This is a genomic window from Aureimonas phyllosphaerae (assembly GCF_047943035.1).
GTDB lineage: Bacteria > Pseudomonadota > Alphaproteobacteria > Rhizobiales > Rhizobiaceae > Aureimonas > Aureimonas phyllosphaerae.
This window is the reverse complement of record NZ_CP181348.1, coordinates 2,373,921-2,389,282: the sequence shown is the minus strand read 5'-3', so window position 1 is coordinate 2,389,282 and position 15,362 is coordinate 2,373,921. Positions and strand designations below refer to the sequence as shown.

General features: G+C 65.1%; 13 protein-coding genes and 3 tRNA genes. 7 read left to right on the top strand and 9 right to left on the bottom strand.

Going from position 1 to position 15,362, the window contains the following annotated elements; genetic code table 11:
• Nucleotides 1–3: 3 nt before the first annotated feature.
• The 4 genes from ACLNGM_RS11265 (at nt 4) to ACLNGM_RS11250 (ending at nt 3,469) form a co-directional block, all read left to right on the top strand.
• Entirely contained in the window at nt 4–2,082 is a 2,079-nt protein-coding gene (locus tag ACLNGM_RS11265) for a hypothetical protein (RefSeq protein ID WP_416354984.1), read from the top strand.
• 1 nt (nt 2,083) lies between these two features.
• Complete coding sequence (locus ACLNGM_RS11260; protein ID WP_416354983.1) at nt 2,084–2,458, top strand: hypothetical protein; 375 nt, start codon at nt 2,084–2,086, stop codon at nt 2,456–2,458.
• Nucleotides 2,459–2,756: 298 nt separating this feature from the next.
• Nucleotides 2,757–3,152, top strand: a complete 396-nt coding sequence (locus ACLNGM_RS11255) for a hypothetical protein (protein WP_416354982.1) — start codon at nt 2,757–2,759, stop codon at nt 3,150–3,152.
• Nucleotides 3,152–3,469 (top strand): hypothetical protein, encoded by a 318-nt coding sequence (locus ACLNGM_RS11250; protein WP_416354981.1) that lies wholly within the window; start codon nt 3,152–3,154, stop codon nt 3,467–3,469. The genes ACLNGM_RS11255 and ACLNGM_RS11250 overlap by 1 nt, the downstream gene beginning before the upstream one ends.
• Nucleotides 3,470–4,256: 787 nt before the next feature.
• Here ACLNGM_RS11250 and ACLNGM_RS11245 read toward each other — a convergent pair.
• A tRNA-Gln gene (locus tag ACLNGM_RS11245) sits at nt 4,257–4,331 on the bottom strand.
• A 140-nt stretch (nt 4,332–4,471) separates the two neighbouring features.
• Here ACLNGM_RS11245 and ACLNGM_RS11240 point away from each other — a divergent pair.
• Nucleotides 4,472–4,548: transfer RNA gene (locus ACLNGM_RS11240), tRNA-Pro, on the top strand.
• A gap of 256 nt (nt 4,549–4,804) precedes the next feature.
• Entirely contained in the window at nt 4,805–6,496 is a 1,692-nt protein-coding gene (locus ACLNGM_RS11235) for an aconitase X (RefSeq protein ID WP_416354980.1), read from the top strand.
• 15 nt (nt 6,497–6,511) lie between these two features.
• On the opposite strand, the gene ade is transcribed toward ACLNGM_RS11235, so the two are convergent.
• Entirely contained in the window at nt 6,512–8,218 is a 1,707-nt protein-coding gene (gene ade / locus ACLNGM_RS11230; protein WP_416354979.1) for an adenine deaminase, read from the bottom strand.
• 141 nt (nt 8,219–8,359) lie between these two features.
• Here ade and ACLNGM_RS11225 point away from each other — a divergent pair.
• Nucleotides 8,360–8,432, top strand: a tRNA-Ile gene (locus ACLNGM_RS11225).
• A gap of 6 nt (nt 8,433–8,438) precedes the next feature.
• Here ACLNGM_RS11225 and ACLNGM_RS11220 read toward each other — a convergent pair.
• The 7 genes from ACLNGM_RS11220 to ACLNGM_RS11190 form a co-directional block, all read right to left on the bottom strand.
• Nucleotides 8,439–10,157 (bottom strand): pilus assembly protein TadG-related protein, encoded by a 1,719-nt coding sequence (locus tag ACLNGM_RS11220; protein WP_416354978.1) that lies wholly within the window; start codon nt 10,155–10,157, stop codon nt 8,439–8,441.
• A gap of 38 nt (nt 10,158–10,195) precedes the next feature.
• Nucleotides 10,196–10,651, bottom strand: a complete 456-nt coding sequence (locus ACLNGM_RS11215; protein ID WP_416354977.1) for a hypothetical protein — start codon at nt 10,649–10,651, stop codon at nt 10,196–10,198.
• Nucleotides 10,652–10,743: 92 nt separating this feature from the next.
• The gene (locus ACLNGM_RS11210; protein WP_175526777.1) at nt 10,744–11,304 is read right to left on the bottom strand and encodes a TadE/TadG family type IV pilus assembly protein; all 561 of its coding nucleotides are present in this window, start codon (nt 11,302–11,304) and stop codon (nt 10,744–10,746) included.
• Nucleotides 11,305–11,410: 106 nt separating this feature from the next.
• Complete coding sequence (locus tag ACLNGM_RS11205) at nt 11,411–12,169, bottom strand: RibD family protein (RefSeq protein ID WP_416354976.1); 759 nt, start codon at nt 12,167–12,169, stop codon at nt 11,411–11,413.
• Nucleotides 12,166–13,806, bottom strand: a complete 1,641-nt coding sequence (locus ACLNGM_RS11200; protein WP_416354975.1) for a sulfatase-like hydrolase/transferase — start codon at nt 13,804–13,806, stop codon at nt 12,166–12,168. The genes ACLNGM_RS11205 and ACLNGM_RS11200 overlap by 4 nt, the downstream gene beginning before the upstream one ends.
• Nucleotides 13,803–14,579: an FkbM family methyltransferase gene (locus ACLNGM_RS11195; RefSeq protein WP_416354974.1), complete on the bottom strand. Its 777-nt coding sequence runs from the start codon at nt 14,577–14,579 to the stop codon at nt 13,803–13,805. The genes ACLNGM_RS11200 and ACLNGM_RS11195 overlap by 4 nt, the downstream gene beginning before the upstream one ends.
• Nucleotides 14,576–15,361 carry a CDP-alcohol phosphatidyltransferase family protein gene (locus ACLNGM_RS11190; RefSeq protein ID WP_416354973.1) on the bottom strand — a complete coding sequence of 262 codons (786 nt, stop codon included), beginning with the start codon at nt 15,359–15,361 and terminating at the stop codon, nt 14,576–14,578. The genes ACLNGM_RS11195 and ACLNGM_RS11190 overlap by 4 nt, the downstream gene beginning before the upstream one ends.
• Between the last annotated feature and the right edge of the window lies 1 nt (nt 15,362).

The window sequence follows — 15,362 nt, the reverse complement described above, 5'->3', positions numbered from 1 at the left end:
AAAATGGCGCTTCGGGTTGCCGCCCGCTGCGCCATCACTTCTGTCTTCAAGCACCCGAAATATACTGTGTCCCGCACTGTTGTTCAACGCAAAACTGCCTCCCCACGCCCGGTTTCCCGAGCCGGTGCGTTGGTGGAATTTGTAAATCCGCGGCTCCGAACCGAAGCTCACGCGACGGTCAAATATCGCGCTCAACGCCTTGTGCAGCAGGGTATCGGGGTCACACGCGCAGTCAGCGAAGCACACGCCTCGCTCGGCCCATATATAGTCGATACCCTTCGACGCTCCGACACCCTCACCCCGTCCAAGGCCTGCTACGATCGCCTTCGCAAGCGGAAGCTCAAGCAGCATGCGTCGAACACGGGACATGCGATCACCGGCACGAAGCTGATGGGCTGGTCGGAGAAGCTCCGCATCCAGGCGAAGGCCAAGGTTCAGGTCATCCACTCGACGACCGTCCGGCTCTCACGGAAGATCGAAGCCGACGCGCTCGCACAAGAGCAGCCGTGCAACTGGCTGCGCAAGCGGTTCATCCGGATCAGCAAGAAGGCGCTTGGGTATGCGCCGGCTGGCATCTTCGCGACCGGGATTGTCTCAGACGGCGGTGACGCGCTGCACATCCACGCCCTACTAGCGGTCAGCCTGGACGATCTCGATGCGCTTAAGCTCGCCTTGCACGAGGCCGGCGGGAAGGTCGAGGAGGCGTTCCGCGAGTACCAAGTGGACGTGAGACCCGCCTACTCGGCTTGCGTCCTAGAGTACATCGCCAAGAACGCCGAGGAAGAAGGTTCAGCGGGACGCGTGCATGGTCGAACGGTCGTGATCTCCGGCCTTAGAAAGCAACGAACTGCGTCGGAAAAAGTGGAGGATAAGTCAAATTTGACTTATCATTCGGATGAAACTTCGGGAGAGGCCGAAATAGGTGTTGACGTCTGCCCATCAAGGACTCAAGGAGTCACATCTAACAACGCCGATGAAGGCCGCGAACTTGCAGACGCTGCACCTAATGCTAGAAGAGACTTACGAAAGACTGATCGACGCCCTCATGTGCGCCGCGTCCACGCTCCATGGGATGCCCGAGTTGGTCGAGCGCAACGCCCTCATGATCGCGCTTGGCGAGCACGCCAACGTCTTCCCGGACCTGATCCGCCAGCACGGGGAGATCCCGGCATGTCAGTAGCCTGGCACGTCGCCAACAAGCCAAGCGAGAGCGCCGATTTCGAAGTCTGGCGTGCTTATTTCCGGGACTGTCCTTACACCGAGTTCGAGATGTGCGTCGCCGGCATCCTCGTGGAACACGGCGCGCGCCTTCATCTGCCGGAAGGCGAAACGCCGTTCTACAACTTTGAATACAGGTTCAGCGACGGTCCCTTCTCGTCCTACAACACGCCTAACCCGTTCGATCTCACCTCCCGTCTAGGGCGCGAGATTTCCGCTCCGGTCCTGCGAGCGATGACGGAAAACCTGACCTGGGGAGTGCCAGAGGATCGGAACCTTCAGGTCTGGATCTACTCCGTCTTGCGGAATTCAAACGTCAGCCTGATCGCGCCCGACAAACTCGACGACCTGGCCAAACTGCCTGCCGAAATCAAAATCTATCGCCATATCGGGCTTCCAACCCAGACCGTCTACGGAAGCCCCACATCCTCGATATTCAACCTCGACAACGCCGTGCGCGGCTTCCACTGGTCGCTCAGTCCAACCGCAGCTACGCACTACGGTGGCAGGGCTCGCGAAGGATGGCGGAAGTTCTGCGCGAGAGCGGTTATCGCGAGAGCCGCGATCACATGCTGGCCCTTTAGCCCCGATGAGGAAGTCGTCATCGGACGCCCCGATTTAATCCCTGCCGATCGCATCGAGCTGACAGAGATCAGGCCTGATCCTCGCGACAGTTCCGATGAGTTTGGGGAGAACGCACAGACGATCTCGGATCGCCTTATGCACCCCATTGCGACCACCCTGCAGCCGAAACGTATGCTTGCTTCCATCGAGCTCGTGGATCGCCCTCGGCGGCCGGTTCTTGTTGGTGCCTTGGGAGACCCGCGCTTGCTCCTGCAACCCCGCCTCTTCGATAGGTTCTGACATGTCCGACACACATCCGCTCACCTTCCTTGGTGCCGTCATCGCGGCCGGCGGTTGGGTCTTCCTCATGCTCGGCACCGCCGCGGGCGGCGATGAGTATGGGTCGCGCGCCGTCTTCAACATGCACAAGGGCATGATCGCCGAGAACGTCATTCACCTCGGCTACGTCGTCGCCCTCGCCGGTGTGATCGCAAGCGTTGGCTCACAGATCAGGAACGCGCTCACGTCCGTCCCGCAGGCCGCACCCGTCCTGGTCGCATCGGAGCCCCTGGAACCCGTGCAGGAGACCAGCGCTCGCCTTTCCGATCGCGAGATGGCGGATCGCGCTGCAGCTCTCCGGAGCGCCCTGGATCGCAGCAAGAACGAACGGGGTTGAGGACTCTGAAGTCCGCGACCTTCATATCGGTGCGCTCATGTGGATCCTCGCCGAGGCAAGCTAATCCGCGCCGATCTTCGGCGATCTATGCGGCGACCGAAGTTGCCGTCTCAATCTCATTGAGATCCATGATCGCTTGTGGATCATCCCACTCACGGGGTTCGGCCATAAGCAAGTTCAACCGACGCGGATTGCAGCCGCGCCGGCTGGAACAGTGCTGCCGGCACTAACTCCGGCATTCTTGACTGACGACAAACATCAATCTGCGCTCGCATCATCGGGCGACGAGGGCTTCAGCATGACCAAGAATCAGACGACAACCGCCGCGTCGGGGCCGACGCTCACACAGCAGGAGCTATTCGCCGTCTTCGCAGAGCGTCACGGTGTAGTTGCGTTCAAGGGGGGGAACGACGCGTTTCGCGAACTCGCAGGCCGTATCATGACGGACGCCGGCAAAGAGTCCACGCCGCTGGTATTCCTCTCCAACCTAGTCGATAGCGTTCTTGAGCTAAGGTGGAGCCTCCAAGAGGCATTCAGCGGCTTCTATAACTTCACAGCGGCCCACGCGCTGTCTGACGCAGAGCCGGAAGATCGTTATCGCGTGCCGACGGCGTCGGACACCCTCGCGCATTCTCTGCGCGGACAAAGAGCGCCGGATAGTGTGGCCCTCCTTGGGTCGGCGGGGGATCGCTGATGACGCGAATCCCTACGCTTCCCCACTTCAAGCGCATGGGTGCAGACGGCGCCACCTTGCTGCAACAGCTTTGGTGGGAAATCGCTATCGAGATCACCGCATTGTCGAACCCCGATGACGGCTTCGATGTCCCAGATAGTCGCGGCGAGATCAGGCGTCGGCTTAAGCTTGCGCGTCGGCGCTATGGGCGCTTGGAAGCCTTAGCGCGGAAAGCCGGCATGTTGCTCGAATGCGATCCGATCCCTTTCCAGCAGGTGAAGCCGCGCATCCGCGTTCCATGTGTAACGCGGCCTTGCTCGGCGCAGACGACGGAGTAGGCGTTGACAGGCTGGCCGGAATAGTCGCAGCCGAAACGGCTTGAAGAGTGCTGTGTGTTTTCCACAGCACCAAGCGCTTTGGAACCGCTGTCAAGGGAAAGATGATCGTTTCGGCCTTTGAAAGATGATCTTTCAATGGTACGAACGAAAAAGGGCGGCACAGTTTTGGAGACCGTGCCGCCCTTTGCAAAATCAGCCTTATGGAAGGGCTGGATGCGATCGTGGCCCTTGTGGAAGGGGCCTGTTGCCAGTGACCGAGGCGGGTCGGCTACCAACTGAGCCCGCCTCGTCACCATTCCGATCTAGCACACGTTTGTTGTTCCCGGAATGCCGGGCGGATCGCGATCCCCAACTTTGAGGTATCGACGGTTGAACATGCCTGTTGAAAGGCTGTGAACAACCGAGCCGCAGGTGATGCTAAACCCCTGAAAAAAGTGCGCTTTTCACGTGGGCAAGAATTTTTTCTTCACCTGTGGATATTCACAGCCCGGTTTTGATTCGCCGTTCTGCGCGCGAGAGTTCCGAAGCTACTTAGCAAGCGCGGCCAATACGGCGCAATTCTTCCGCATCACGGCGCGGGCAATTTTCATCGTCTCCTCATGAGTGAGGGGGCCGTCGTGCTTCGGCCGAAGCGCCGGGTCTAGCTTAGCCCCAAGCTCGGCGCGAATCGGGGTTAGGCTATCCTTCTCGTCGCTCATTTTGGCGCTCTCCGATGGGGTATGAGACTAGGACACATACCCTTTTCGCCGTTCCCGTAAGTATCTGAAAAATATATAAATTAAGTCGATGGCTGGGGCGCCTGGATTCGAACCAGGGGATGGCGGTACCAAAAACCGCTGCCTTACCGCTTGGCTACGCCCCAAAACCTGCCGTCGGCGAGCGCTTCTATAATCGCTCGGGGCGATGCGTGCAAGGAAGCCGGCGCCGTTCGAGCGAGGTGGGAAAAGCGTCGCGAATCCTGTTGCGCAGCGTCGCGCGTCCCGCTATAGACCCGCTCGGCCACGGAGTGTAGCGCAGTCTGGTAGCGCACCTCGTTCGGGACGAGGGGGTCGCAGGTTCAAATCCTGCCACTCCGACCAGCCAACCGTGAGCGTCTTCGGCTTTCCCGACCAGCCATTCGAAGACCATCCCGCCTCGTCACAACGATATTCGTTCGCGCCGCCTCGCATGCCCTTTGCGTGTTCGCTGGCATCCTGACAGCCCGCCGCGCGGCGGAATCGGATACAATCCGATCGCCTTGCGAGCGTCGCGAAGCGGGACCATGATGCTGCCCTCCGCTCCCGACATTCTTCCTCCCGCATCGAGGGCCCTTTCGATGCCGGCTACGGCTCACTCATGACGCCAATGCACTCGGCTCTTTCGATCGTCGACGGACCGGCGCGCGGACCCGTGGTCGCGCTGTCGGAGGGGCTCAGCTTCTGGGGCGGCGTCGATCCCGCCACGGGTCGCATCATCGACGCGCATCATCCGCAGTGCGGCGCGAATCTCGCAGGCGCCGTGGTGCTGATGCCGACCAGCCGGGGGTCGTGCTCGGGATCGGGCGTGGTGCTGGAGCTGACGCTTGCCGGGCGGGCGCCCGCGGCGCTGGTGTTCGCGGAGGCGGAGGACGTCGCGACACTGGGCGCCCTCGTCGCCGGGGAAATGTTCGGGCACGCACTGCCGGTCCTCAGACTGTCGCCGGATGCCCATGCGGCGCTCGCACGCGAGACATTTGCCACGATCGATCGCGATGCGATCCGGGCCGGCGAGTGCCTCCTTCCCATCGCCCGCCTTCCCGTCACGGCGTTCGAACTCGCCCCTGCTGACCGCGCAATGCTGGACGGTGCCGAGGGCGAGGCCACCGCGCAGGCGATGCGCATCCTCGTGGCGATGGCACGCCAGCAGGGCGCCGAGCGCCTTGTCGATGTCATTTGCGCCCACATCGACGGCTGCATCTATGCCGGGCCCGCCAATCTCGTCTTCGCCGAGGCGATGGCGGCGAAAGGCGCGCGGGTTCGCGTGCCGACCACGATGAACGCCATCTCGGTCGACGCCGAAAATTGGCGGAAGCAGGGCGTGGCCCCCGTCTTCGGCGAGCCGGCCGCCCGCCTGGCCGATGCCTATGTCGGCATGGGCTGCCGGCCCACCTTCACCTGCGCGCCCTATCTTCTCGACGATGCGCCCGGCTGCGGCGACATCATCGGCTGGTCGGAATCGAACGCCGTGATTTTCGCCAACAGCGTGCTGGGCGCGCGGACCGCCAAGCATCCGGACTTTCTCGACCTGTGCATCGCTCTGACGGGTCGCGCCCCGTTGGCCGGCCCCTATCTCGACGCGGGGCGCCGCGCGGCCCTCGTCGTCGACATCGATCTGCCGGAACGCATCGGGTCCGAGGCCTGGCCGCTCGTCGGCTATCTCGCCGGCCGTCTCGCGCCCGAGCGAGTGCCGCTCCTGCGCGGTCTCGCCGATCTCGCGCCCCGCCACGACGACCTCAAGGCCCTCTGCGCCGCCTTCGGCACCACCTCGGCCGCTCCGATGCTGCATGTCGAGGGCGTCACGCCGGAGGCCGAGGGCTGCGCGATGCCGGGCGCCGACCTCGCCACTATCTCTCGCGCCGACCTCGCCGCCGCATGGCGCCGTTTGAACGAGGGGGCGGCGGAGATCGACCTCGTGGCGATTGGCAGTCCGCATGCTTCCCTGAACGAATGTCAGATGCTCGCCGACGCGCTGGCCGGACGAGCGCGCGATCCCCGGGTCCGGGGAATGATCACGGCCGGGCGGCAGGTGCTCGCCGCAGCCGAGGCGGACGGGACGCGGTCCCGCCTGTCCGCCAGCGGCATCGAGATGATCCCCGACCTTTGCTGGTGCTCGATCTCGCGCCCCGTGTTCCCGCGACAAGCGCGGACCGTCCTCACCACGTCCGGCAAGTACGCCCATTACGGTCCCGGCCTCTCCGGGTGTGCGGTACGGCTCGGCACGCTCGCAGACTGCGCGGACGCTCTCGCGACCGGCTTCGCGCCCCCTCGCCTCCCCGACTGGCTCGTCTGACGCGAGACCGGACGCTCAACCCTCCACGAAGGCGAAGCGGTCGACGTCGAAGAGCCCCCGATCGGTCAGCTTCAGGTGCGGGATCACCGGGAGGGCCAGAAACGCGAGCTGCAGGAAGGGTTCGGGCAGCGAACACCCGAGCCCTCTCACCGCCTCCACCAGCGCCTCCAGATCGTGGATCACAGTGTCGACCGGCTCGAGGCTCATCAGTCCTGACATCGGCAGCGCCAGCGCCGCGACGACGTGGCCCTCGTCGGCCACGGCGAAACCACCGCCGCGTGCGATCACGCCGTTGACGGCCGCAGCCATGTCCTGCGCGTTGGTGCCGACCACGGTGATGTTGTGGCTGTCGTGCGCGACCGACGAGGCGATCGCGCCGCGCTGGAGACCGAAGCCGTTGACGAAGCCGAGGCCGACATTGCCGTTGCGGCCGTGGCGCTCGACCACCGCGAGCTTGAGGACATCCTGGCCCAAGTCCGGCTGCGCCTCGCCCTCGACGACGGCAAGCGTCGCGCCAAGCCTTGCGGTCAGAAGGAGACCCGCCTTCACGCCGATGACCGCCGCGTCGCACGTCGAACCGACTGCAGGCTGGCGGAAATGCTCCGACGCCACGGGTTCCGCCTTCATCGAAGCGAGGCCGACGGGGGCGACTGCGGGCCGCGCGTCGAACAGCGCCCGCTCGACCAGGCGCCCGCCCGCGACGACGTCGGAAACGCGGCAGGCCTCCAGGTCGTCGAGCAGGACGAGGTCGGCCCGCCAGCCCGGCGCGATCATGCCGCGATCGCGAAGACCGAAGATGCGGGCAGCCGAGAGCGAAGCGGCGCGGTAGACGTGGTGCACCGGGCATCCGCGCCCGATCAGCCGCCGGATCATCGCGTCAAGGTGGCCCTCTTCCGCGATGTCGAGCGGGCTGCGATCGTCGGTGCAGAGCGCCACGAAAGCCGACGTGTCGGCGGTCAGGATCTCGGCCAGCGCTTCGAGGTCCTTCGAGGCCGACCCCTCGCGGATCAGGATCGCCATGCCCTTGCGCAGCTTCTCCATCGCCTCGTCGGCGCCGGTCGCCTCGTGGTCGGTGCGGATGCCGGCCGCAAGATAGCCGTTCAGCGCAGAGCCGCGCAGGAGCGGCGCATGGCCGTCGACATGGCGGTCCTGAAAGGCTTCGAGCTTGGCGAGAATGCCGGGGTCGAGCGACAGGACGCCCGGGTAGTTCATCATCTCGGCAAGGCCGTGGACCTTCGGATGGTCGAGGAACGGCAGGAGGTCGTCGATCTCGAGCCGGGCCGCCGCGGTCTCGAAGGAGGTCGCAGGCACGCAGGACGAGAGGTTGATGCGGATGTCCATGACGCTCGCCTCGGCGCAGGCGACGAAGTAGGCGATCCCCTCCGCCCCGAGGACGTTGGCGATCTCGTGCGGATCGCAGAATACCGTGGTCACGCCGCGCGGCAGCACGAAGCGGTCGAATTCGAGCGGCGTGACGAGCGAGGATTCGATGTGCAGATGTGTGTCGATGAAGCCCGGCACCACGAAACGTCCCGCGGCGTCGACGACCCGCTCGCCCTCGAAGCGGCCGTGGGTTCCGACGATACGCTCGCCGACGATCGCAATGTCGGTATCGTCGATCGAGCCGGTCACGAGGTCGAGGAGGCGCGCGTTACGGATCACGAGATCGGCGGGCCGCAGGCCCTGGCCGGCAAGAATGCGGTGCGACAGATCGGATGCCATGGGTCTTCCTCGTCCGAGGCCGGACATTCCGGCTGGACACAACCTCTAGCGATCCGGGGCGGGCGGCGAAATCCCTTGCGGTGGCGCCCGTGGCCGACTTGAGAAGCCAACGCCTTTGCGATAGGCCTTCGGCTCCGGGTCGGGCCTGTAGCTCAATGGTTAGAGCCGGCGGCTCATAACCGCTTGGTTGCAGGTTCGAGTCCTGCCGGGCCCACCCGTCTCAGCGCGAGATTCGCAGTGCGGAGATCTCGTCCGTGATGGCCGAGAAGGCCAGAAGCAGGTCGTTCGAGTTCTTCGCGTCGTAGTAGAGCTTGCTGCCCTTTCCATCGATGCCGTTCGACGCGCAGTTGCGCAGGCGATCCTTGATCGGGCTGCCGTCCTTCAGGTCGAAGGCGATCGAGAAGATGACGATCCCGTCGCCGCCCTCGTCGTTCTTGCCGTCCTTCTTGATGTTCTCGCAGGTGATGCTCATCGTTTCGTTCATCGCCGCGGTGATGCTGGTGATGTTGGCCTTGGGGGACGTCGTCCTAGTCGCGTCGAACATGCGGCCTGCGTGGATCTTGCCGTCGGTGCCGAGATACTGGCCGTAACCGTACGTGCCAAACTGAGACTTGTTGGCGTTCGTCAGTTCGATTTGTTCGCCGGATGTGTAAGCGGCGTTGTAGGTGTTCTCGCCGTCGGTCATCAGGACGATGACCTTCAGGTTTTCTTTTGTGTTGCGGGCGCGGCCTTCGGCAAAGGGCTGTCCGCTGGTCAGAGTGCGCCAGCCCCATGCCAGTCCTTCGCCGATATTGGTTCCTCCGTTCGCGATCATCCCCTTCACGGCGTTGAGAGCTGTGGTTTGTGTAGCGGTGAGAGGCGTGATGGCAGCCGTGGTGCAGCCATTGTTCGGCCCCTTCTTGCTGAAGTCAGCCGTGGAAAGGAGATTGAAATAACGGCTGACATTCTTCTGAGCTGCGAGGGACTTCGCATCATCCGTTCCGGCGGAAGTCGGAAGGTAGTCATTCTTGACCGATGACAGGCTGCCCGTCCAGTTATACTCGGATGGTGCAAGGAAGGGCACAAAGAACGTGGCCGGTGTGTTCAAACTCGGAGGATCATCCGTCACGGCGTATCCCAAGGGACGTGACTGGACGCATCCACCCCATTTCCAGTTGGAGTTGCGAAGGCTCAGAGCCGCGAAGATCGAAAACTTCGATTTCACGGTCGACAGGGTGGCAGAACTCCAGTCGAAATCATCGCTGTTGGAGGGGCTGAGGCCGGCGACGTCCATCCAGGAGGCGGTCGCGTTGTTCGTCCCGACGTTCACAGAGGCTGCGAACGGCACGACAGAAATGCGGACGGGATCGGTCGAGTTCGCCTGCGGATAGGCCGCGAGCATCTGCTTGACGAGCTTCTCGGACGCATCGCGGAGGGTGGTGATCTTGGGCGTCGTGCCGCCGACGGGCGGGCTCTGCATCGATCCGGAATTGTCGAGCACCAGCGCCAGTTCGACCGTCCGGTTGGCGACAATGACCTCGCTGGCGACCGACAGATGCCAAGTCTCCAGATCGACCTTGCCTCCCGTGACCGCTTTCACGGCCGAACCGAAATAGGTCGGAACGTCACGGGTCGCCGTGACGCGCAGGACGTTGTTGCCGGCCACGCGCGTCACGCCCTCGTAGGTGAAGCGTGTATCCGTGTCGTCGCGGCCTTCATTGGCGAAGAAGATCGATTTGGCCCATTTTTCCAGTTCGACCGGGTTTTGGGTCTTGCCGAACTGCTTGGCGGCGCCGAGCGCGGCCGCGTCCGCAGAACTCTGAAGGCTCCATTTCGCCTCCTCGACCTGCGACGTATCCACGGCCATGCCCGTGACCACCACGATCACCGGCAGTGTCAACGCGAAGATCATCGCGACATTGCCCGATGTGGCGCGTCGGAAGGAGCGGATGATGCACACGGCATGTCCTCGGTTCGCGGAGCGGGGCGGTGGAGCGGTCATTTCCAAGGGATCTCCGAACCTTTTCTCGGCCGGAAGGTGAAGCTGCGATCAAATTCGAGCGTGCCGAACAAGCCGCCCACATCGAAGTTCGGCGCGTAGCTGTATTCGACGCGCGCGACGACGAAGTAGGCGTCGGCGAGCCCGGCCAGTTCGCCGGAGAGTGTGTAGGGCGTGCCCTTTGCTGCCCCTGCGACCGTGCCGATGCGCTGCCAATCGACCGTCGCCTTGCCGTTCGCATCCGTCCTGACCGTCGTGATTGTGATCTTCGGCTCAGCGCCGGAAACGCCGTCGGCGATGGCGTCAGAGACCAGCAGCACGTTGCGCAGGCGCGTCAGATCCATTTCGGGCGAGCGGGCCACGATGCCCGCGATCGCCTCGGCGGCACTCTCGACCTTCCGCTTGGTCGTGATCGCATGCGAGGCCTCGAAGGTGCCGAGGTAGAGGATCAACATCACCGGCAGGATGATGGCGAACTCGACCGCCGCGGTCGCGGAGCGGTCGTGGAGCAGGCGCGTGAGGCGAGAGCGACCTATCATCGCCGGCCTCAGCAGGTGGTCTTGGACGAGGCGACCCCGCCGAACGGCTCGTTCATGAACGCCGCCATCGCTCCGAGGATCAGGTTCCCGTTCGTGTCCTCTTCCATCTGGTTGAGCATCGATGTCGCCCAGGGCCACTCGTAATAGGCGCGGATCACGGTGATCGTGTCCTGACGGCCGGGATCGAAGCAGAACCTCGCGTCGTCGACGGAGCCGTCCTTGAGGCCAACCGAATTCGGGATGGGCGTGCCGGCCGGGTAGGTCCGCATATCCAGGGACAGTCGTTCGCAGGACATCAGCATGCTGATGTCGTCGCAGATCATGGTCCGGAAGCCGGCCGCGTCCATGTCGGACTTCTGAACGGCGCCGATGAACACCTGGCGGGCTGCCGAGCCCACCGCATTGTTCAGCATCACGCCGGCCGTTGTCGCCAGCGCGGTTTCGATCATCGCCATGAGAAGGAAGAAGAACGGGAGCGCGATCAGCGCGAACTCGACGGCCGCAGCTCCGCCCGGGTCGCGGCGAAACCGGCCGAACACGCCGCGAGTGCGTTCTGAAGATGTGTTCATCCGCCCGATCATGCGGACGAGTTTTGGGCCAACAGGTTCTAACGGGCGCTTAAACCTTCAGGTCAGAATCGCTGTGTCGGCGAATGTTCCGGCTGCTCGGGACGCGTCATCTTCGCTCGAACGCGCAGTCGAAGAGCACGTCGCTGCCAAGGGCGACCGTGCGGGTCTTCGGGCGCAGGGCCTCGGTCAGCCGCGAGATCGGTGCGAGCGACAGGCCTGGGGCTCCCGAACCGATGATGAGCGGCGCCACGCAGATGTGAAGCCGATCCACGACCTCGGCTTCCAGGAAGTTCCGGATGGTGGCGGCACCGCCCTCCACGAGGACATGCTGCAGACCGCGCTCACTGAGGGCCGCGAGAAGCGCGATCGCACACAGGCGTCCGTCGGCGGCAGGCGGCAGATGGATCGTCTCGACAGCGGTCGGCGCCATGGAGCCTTCGGCCCGCACCAGAATCGTGCGTCCCGCCTCCGACAGGCAGCGCGCGTCCAAAGGCACACGCCCGTTCGGATCGATCACGACCCGCACCGGCGATGGTCCCGCCACCTCCCGCACCGTCAGGCGCGGATCGTCCGCCACGACGCAGCCGGCGCCGACCACCACGGCATCCGCCAGCGCGCGCAGGCGGTGGAGATGGACGAAGCCGTCCGGGCCCGAGATGGGGGCGGCATCGCCGTCCACCGTCGCGACCCGTCCGTCCAGGCTCTGCCCGACCTGCGCCAGGACGAAACGTCCGCCACGCCGGCGCGCAAGCGGCTCGTAGATCGCCCACGCCGGATCGTCGCCGGGATCGAAGGCCGTCGCTTCGCCCGAGCGCAGTGCCAGAAGCGCCGCCCAAGCCTCGTCCGAGAGACGCGCGACGATCATGTCCCATGCCCTCCGCCACTCATGGAGCGAACGAACCGCTCTCGGAACGCCTGCATCGGAAGGCTCGGCGCATCGGAGGACGGGACCATGCCGGGCGTCAGTCCCCAGTCGTCGAGGCGGGCGAGGATCTGCGGGTCGGACGACAGGACATGGAGCGGCACGTCGCGCGAAGCGTTGGGACCGGTGACGAGTTCGGCGGGCTGATGGTCGCCGACCACGACGATTACGGACTCCCTTGCAAATCTCTGCACGAAGGAGCCGACCGCCTCCATCGCGTAGTCGATCGACAGGCCGTAGTTCTCGCGCACCCGCTCCGGATCGCGCCAGAGGACTTCGGGCGCCACACCGCTGCGGGCCTGCGCATCGAAGACCTGGCCGTCGCCGACATCCTCCCACGGGATCATGTGCGGGATGGGCGTCCACGGCGCATGGCTCGAGATCAGCGCCGTCTGCACCATCACTGGCTGGGACGTGCTTTGGAGAATCTGTCCGATCCGCAGGAGGGTGAACTGGTCGGGCATGGTGACCCAGTTGAAGGCCAAGCCACGATAGTCGAGATCCTTGGCCGCCAGAACCTCGTCGTAGCCGAACCAGCCCGCCTCCGGCCAAGGCATGGTGATTGCCGGCATCACCGCAACCGTGCGCCAGCCGCCGCCGCGAAAGAGAGCGTTCAGGCTCCGATGGTCGCTGCGCAGGAGACTTTCGTAGCGGGTCTGGTTGTCGATCAGCAGACCCGAAAGCATCGTGCCGTGCGCAAGCCAGCTCTGCCCGCCCGCGATCGGCGAACGCAGCCAGCCGCTGCGGGCGCCGACCCCGGCAGCCGTGAACTCGTTCTGGACCACCTCTAGCCTTGCCAGCGTGCGCGGCGCGAACAACGGGTTCTCCAGTGCGCTGCGGCCGTAGGACTCGACGAAAACAAGAACGACGTCATGCCCCTCGAGCGCCGCGAGGAGCCCTTCCGGCGGGCGATCCCGTAGCGGATCGACGGCGACCTCGCGTGAGAAGGCCGCCTGCGCCTCCCAGGACTGGCGGGCAGCCGCCAGTTTTCCGCCGGCATAGGCGGAAAATTCGGCGGAAACCGGCAGCATGCCGGGCCGCACCAACGCCAGGATCACCGTTGCGAGAACCGCGCCGCCGAGGGCACCAGCGCCGAGGCTCCGTCTCGCGCGCGCAGGCAGGCGCCGCATTCCCGAAAGGCCGTAGGCGAGAAGCCCAACGAAGCAGAAGAACAGGACGAAGGCAGCGCCGAGCGCGCCAAGCGCTGCCGCGTTGCCGACCGTCCCCGACAGGAGATGCCAGCCGGCGACGAGGATCGACCGGTCGACCACCGGATCGAACGGACGCGAGAACGCTGCCAGCGTTCCCCAGTCGGCGAGTTTAAGAATGGTCCCCGCCGCCGCAAGCGCCAGAACGACTGCGGCGAGAAGCCCAAATGCGCGGCCGCGCGCCAGCGCAAGCAGGGCGACCGCCCAGAACCATTCCACCGGAAACCGAAGGTCGGCCAATGGTCCGGGCCGCAGCGGAAGCGCAAGGGCTGCGAGAAGCAGTGCAAGACCGAGACCGACGCGCAACCAGGGCCGCCAGATGCGGGCCGCCGGTAGAGCACCCTCACCTTCCCCGCCGACGTCATGGCTCAAGCCGGACGCTCCATGAGGCGGGCGTAGACGTCGCCGGAGCGTCGGTTGCGATCCGCCTCTTCCGCCAGCCGCTCCCGGAACGCTTCGAGCGGCAAGAAGGACGGAATCCGGAACGCCGCCTCCTCGCCGATCACGAAGTTGAACTCGTAAGGGCCCAAGGAGGCCAGTCGATCGAGGCACTCGCCTGCAAGATCGAGCGTTGCGGGCGTGTATTCGAAGGCGACCCAGCGAAGCGGGCGCGACAGCCCGGCCAGCACCTCGCCTTCATGCCCCTCCACATCGATCTTGCAGAAGGCCGGTTCGCCGTACTCTTCGATCAGGGCATCGAGCGTCGTGACCTCGACCGATACGCGAGCGTCCCATTCGACACGCCGGAAGCCCTCGTCCGCCGCCACCCGGTTTCGCCAGTCGTTCGACAAGGTTGAAACCGTCGGATGGCGGGCGGAGATCGCGAGGGTCGCCTCGCCGGGTTCGCGACCGACCGCGCGTCGATCAAGGCGGATCCGTGAGGGGTCGAGGCGGCGGGCGAGATAGTCCGCAAAAAGCGGCTGCGGCTCGAAGGCGACGACCCGCGCTCCGATGCGTGCCAGCGCGCGGCTGCGGCTGCCGACATGAGCGCCGATGTCGAAGGCGAGATCTCCGGGACCGATCAGGGCGGCCAGGAATCGGTCGAGCCCGCGGCGGCGCCAGGGCTGGCCGTTGTAGACGACGATCGAGCGCCACAGCCCGAGCGTCGCGGCATCCACGCCGACGCGTTCCAGAAGCCGGGTCATGTCGGGCGCCTCAGAAGCGAGCGGATATCGACGGCGAAGGACCATGTGAGAAGGCCGAGCGCGAGAAGCACGAGCCCGTCCGACCACGGAGATGGCACAGGCGGCAGGAGGGCGACGCAAAGGAGGGCGATCTGCAGCACGCAAACCGTCTTGCGGCGCATCGAGGGTGCGAGCGGCCGGGTCAGGCGCGCGTCGATCGCCGCCCAGGCGAGGAAGGCGTAGCGCATGAGCCCGATCGCGAGGACATGGACGCCGGCCTTGCCGCAGACGAGCGCCAGAACGCAGAGGATCAGGATCAGAAAGGCGTCGACTTCCATGTCGAAGCGCTCGCCGAAACGGGACGCGAGGCCCGAGCGGCGCGCTAGAAAGCCATCGACCCCGTCGAGCGCCAGCGCGAAGAGCGCCGAGGCGACCAGCAGCCATTGCAGCGCGCTGTCCGTCGCCGCGATCCGACCGTACTCCCACGCGCAGGCACCGATCACCGCCGCCATGCCGCCACGGGCCGTGGTGATGATGTTGGCCGGGCCGAAGCGGTCGTGCGGATGGTCGTCGAGGCGCCACACGACGAAGGCGGCCGTCGGCAGGAACAGGACAAGCGAGAGCGGCAGCACATGCCATCCGAGCCCTCCGTGCGACACGAGAAGGCTGGCGGCCACGGTCAGGAGCAGGGCCGTCGCGGCGAGCGTCGTGCAGGCGCCGGACAGGCTCGGCGCATGCGCCGCCACTGTCTGAGGGATACGCGCTCCGGCCCGTGCCGGAAGTGGGATCGGGTCGAAGCGCATG

Bases quoted from the DNA above. Each gene is read 5' to 3' on its own strand.
- ACLNGM_RS11265 (WP_416354984.1), top strand. From the start codon at position 4: ATGGCGCTTCGGGTTGCCGCCCGCTGCGCCATCACTTCTGTCTTCAAG.
- ACLNGM_RS11260 (WP_416354983.1), top strand. From the start codon at position 2,084: ATGTCCGACACACATCCGCTCACCTTCCTTGGTGCCGTCATCGCGGCC.
- ACLNGM_RS11255 (WP_416354982.1), top strand. From the start codon at position 2,757: ATGACCAAGAATCAGACGACAACCGCCGCGTCGGGGCCGACGCTCACA.
- ACLNGM_RS11250 (WP_416354981.1), top strand. From the start codon at position 3,152: ATGACGCGAATCCCTACGCTTCCCCACTTCAAGCGCATGGGTGCAGAC.
- ACLNGM_RS11235 (WP_416354980.1), top strand. From the start codon at position 4,805: ATGACGCCAATGCACTCGGCTCTTTCGATCGTCGACGGACCGGCGCGC.
- ade (WP_416354979.1), bottom strand. From the start codon at position 8,218: ATGGCATCCGATCTGTCGCACCGCATTCTTGCCGGCCAGGGCCTGCGG.
- ACLNGM_RS11215 (WP_416354977.1), bottom strand. From the start codon at position 10,651: ATGTTGATCCTCTACCTCGGCACCTTCGAGGCCTCGCATGCGATCACG.
- ACLNGM_RS11210 (WP_175526777.1), bottom strand. From the start codon at position 11,304: ATGAACACATCTTCAGAACGCACTCGCGGCGTGTTCGGCCGGTTTCGC.
- ACLNGM_RS11205 (WP_416354976.1), bottom strand. From the start codon at position 12,169: ATGATCGTCGCGCGTCTCTCGGACGAGGCTTGGGCGGCGCTTCTGGCA.
- ACLNGM_RS11195 (WP_416354974.1), bottom strand. From the start codon at position 14,579: ATGACCCGGCTTCTGGAACGCGTCGGCGTGGATGCCGCGACGCTCGGG.
- ACLNGM_RS11190 (WP_416354973.1), bottom strand. From the start codon at position 15,361: ATGCGCTTCGACCCGATCCCACTTCCGGCACGGGCCGGAGCGCGTATC.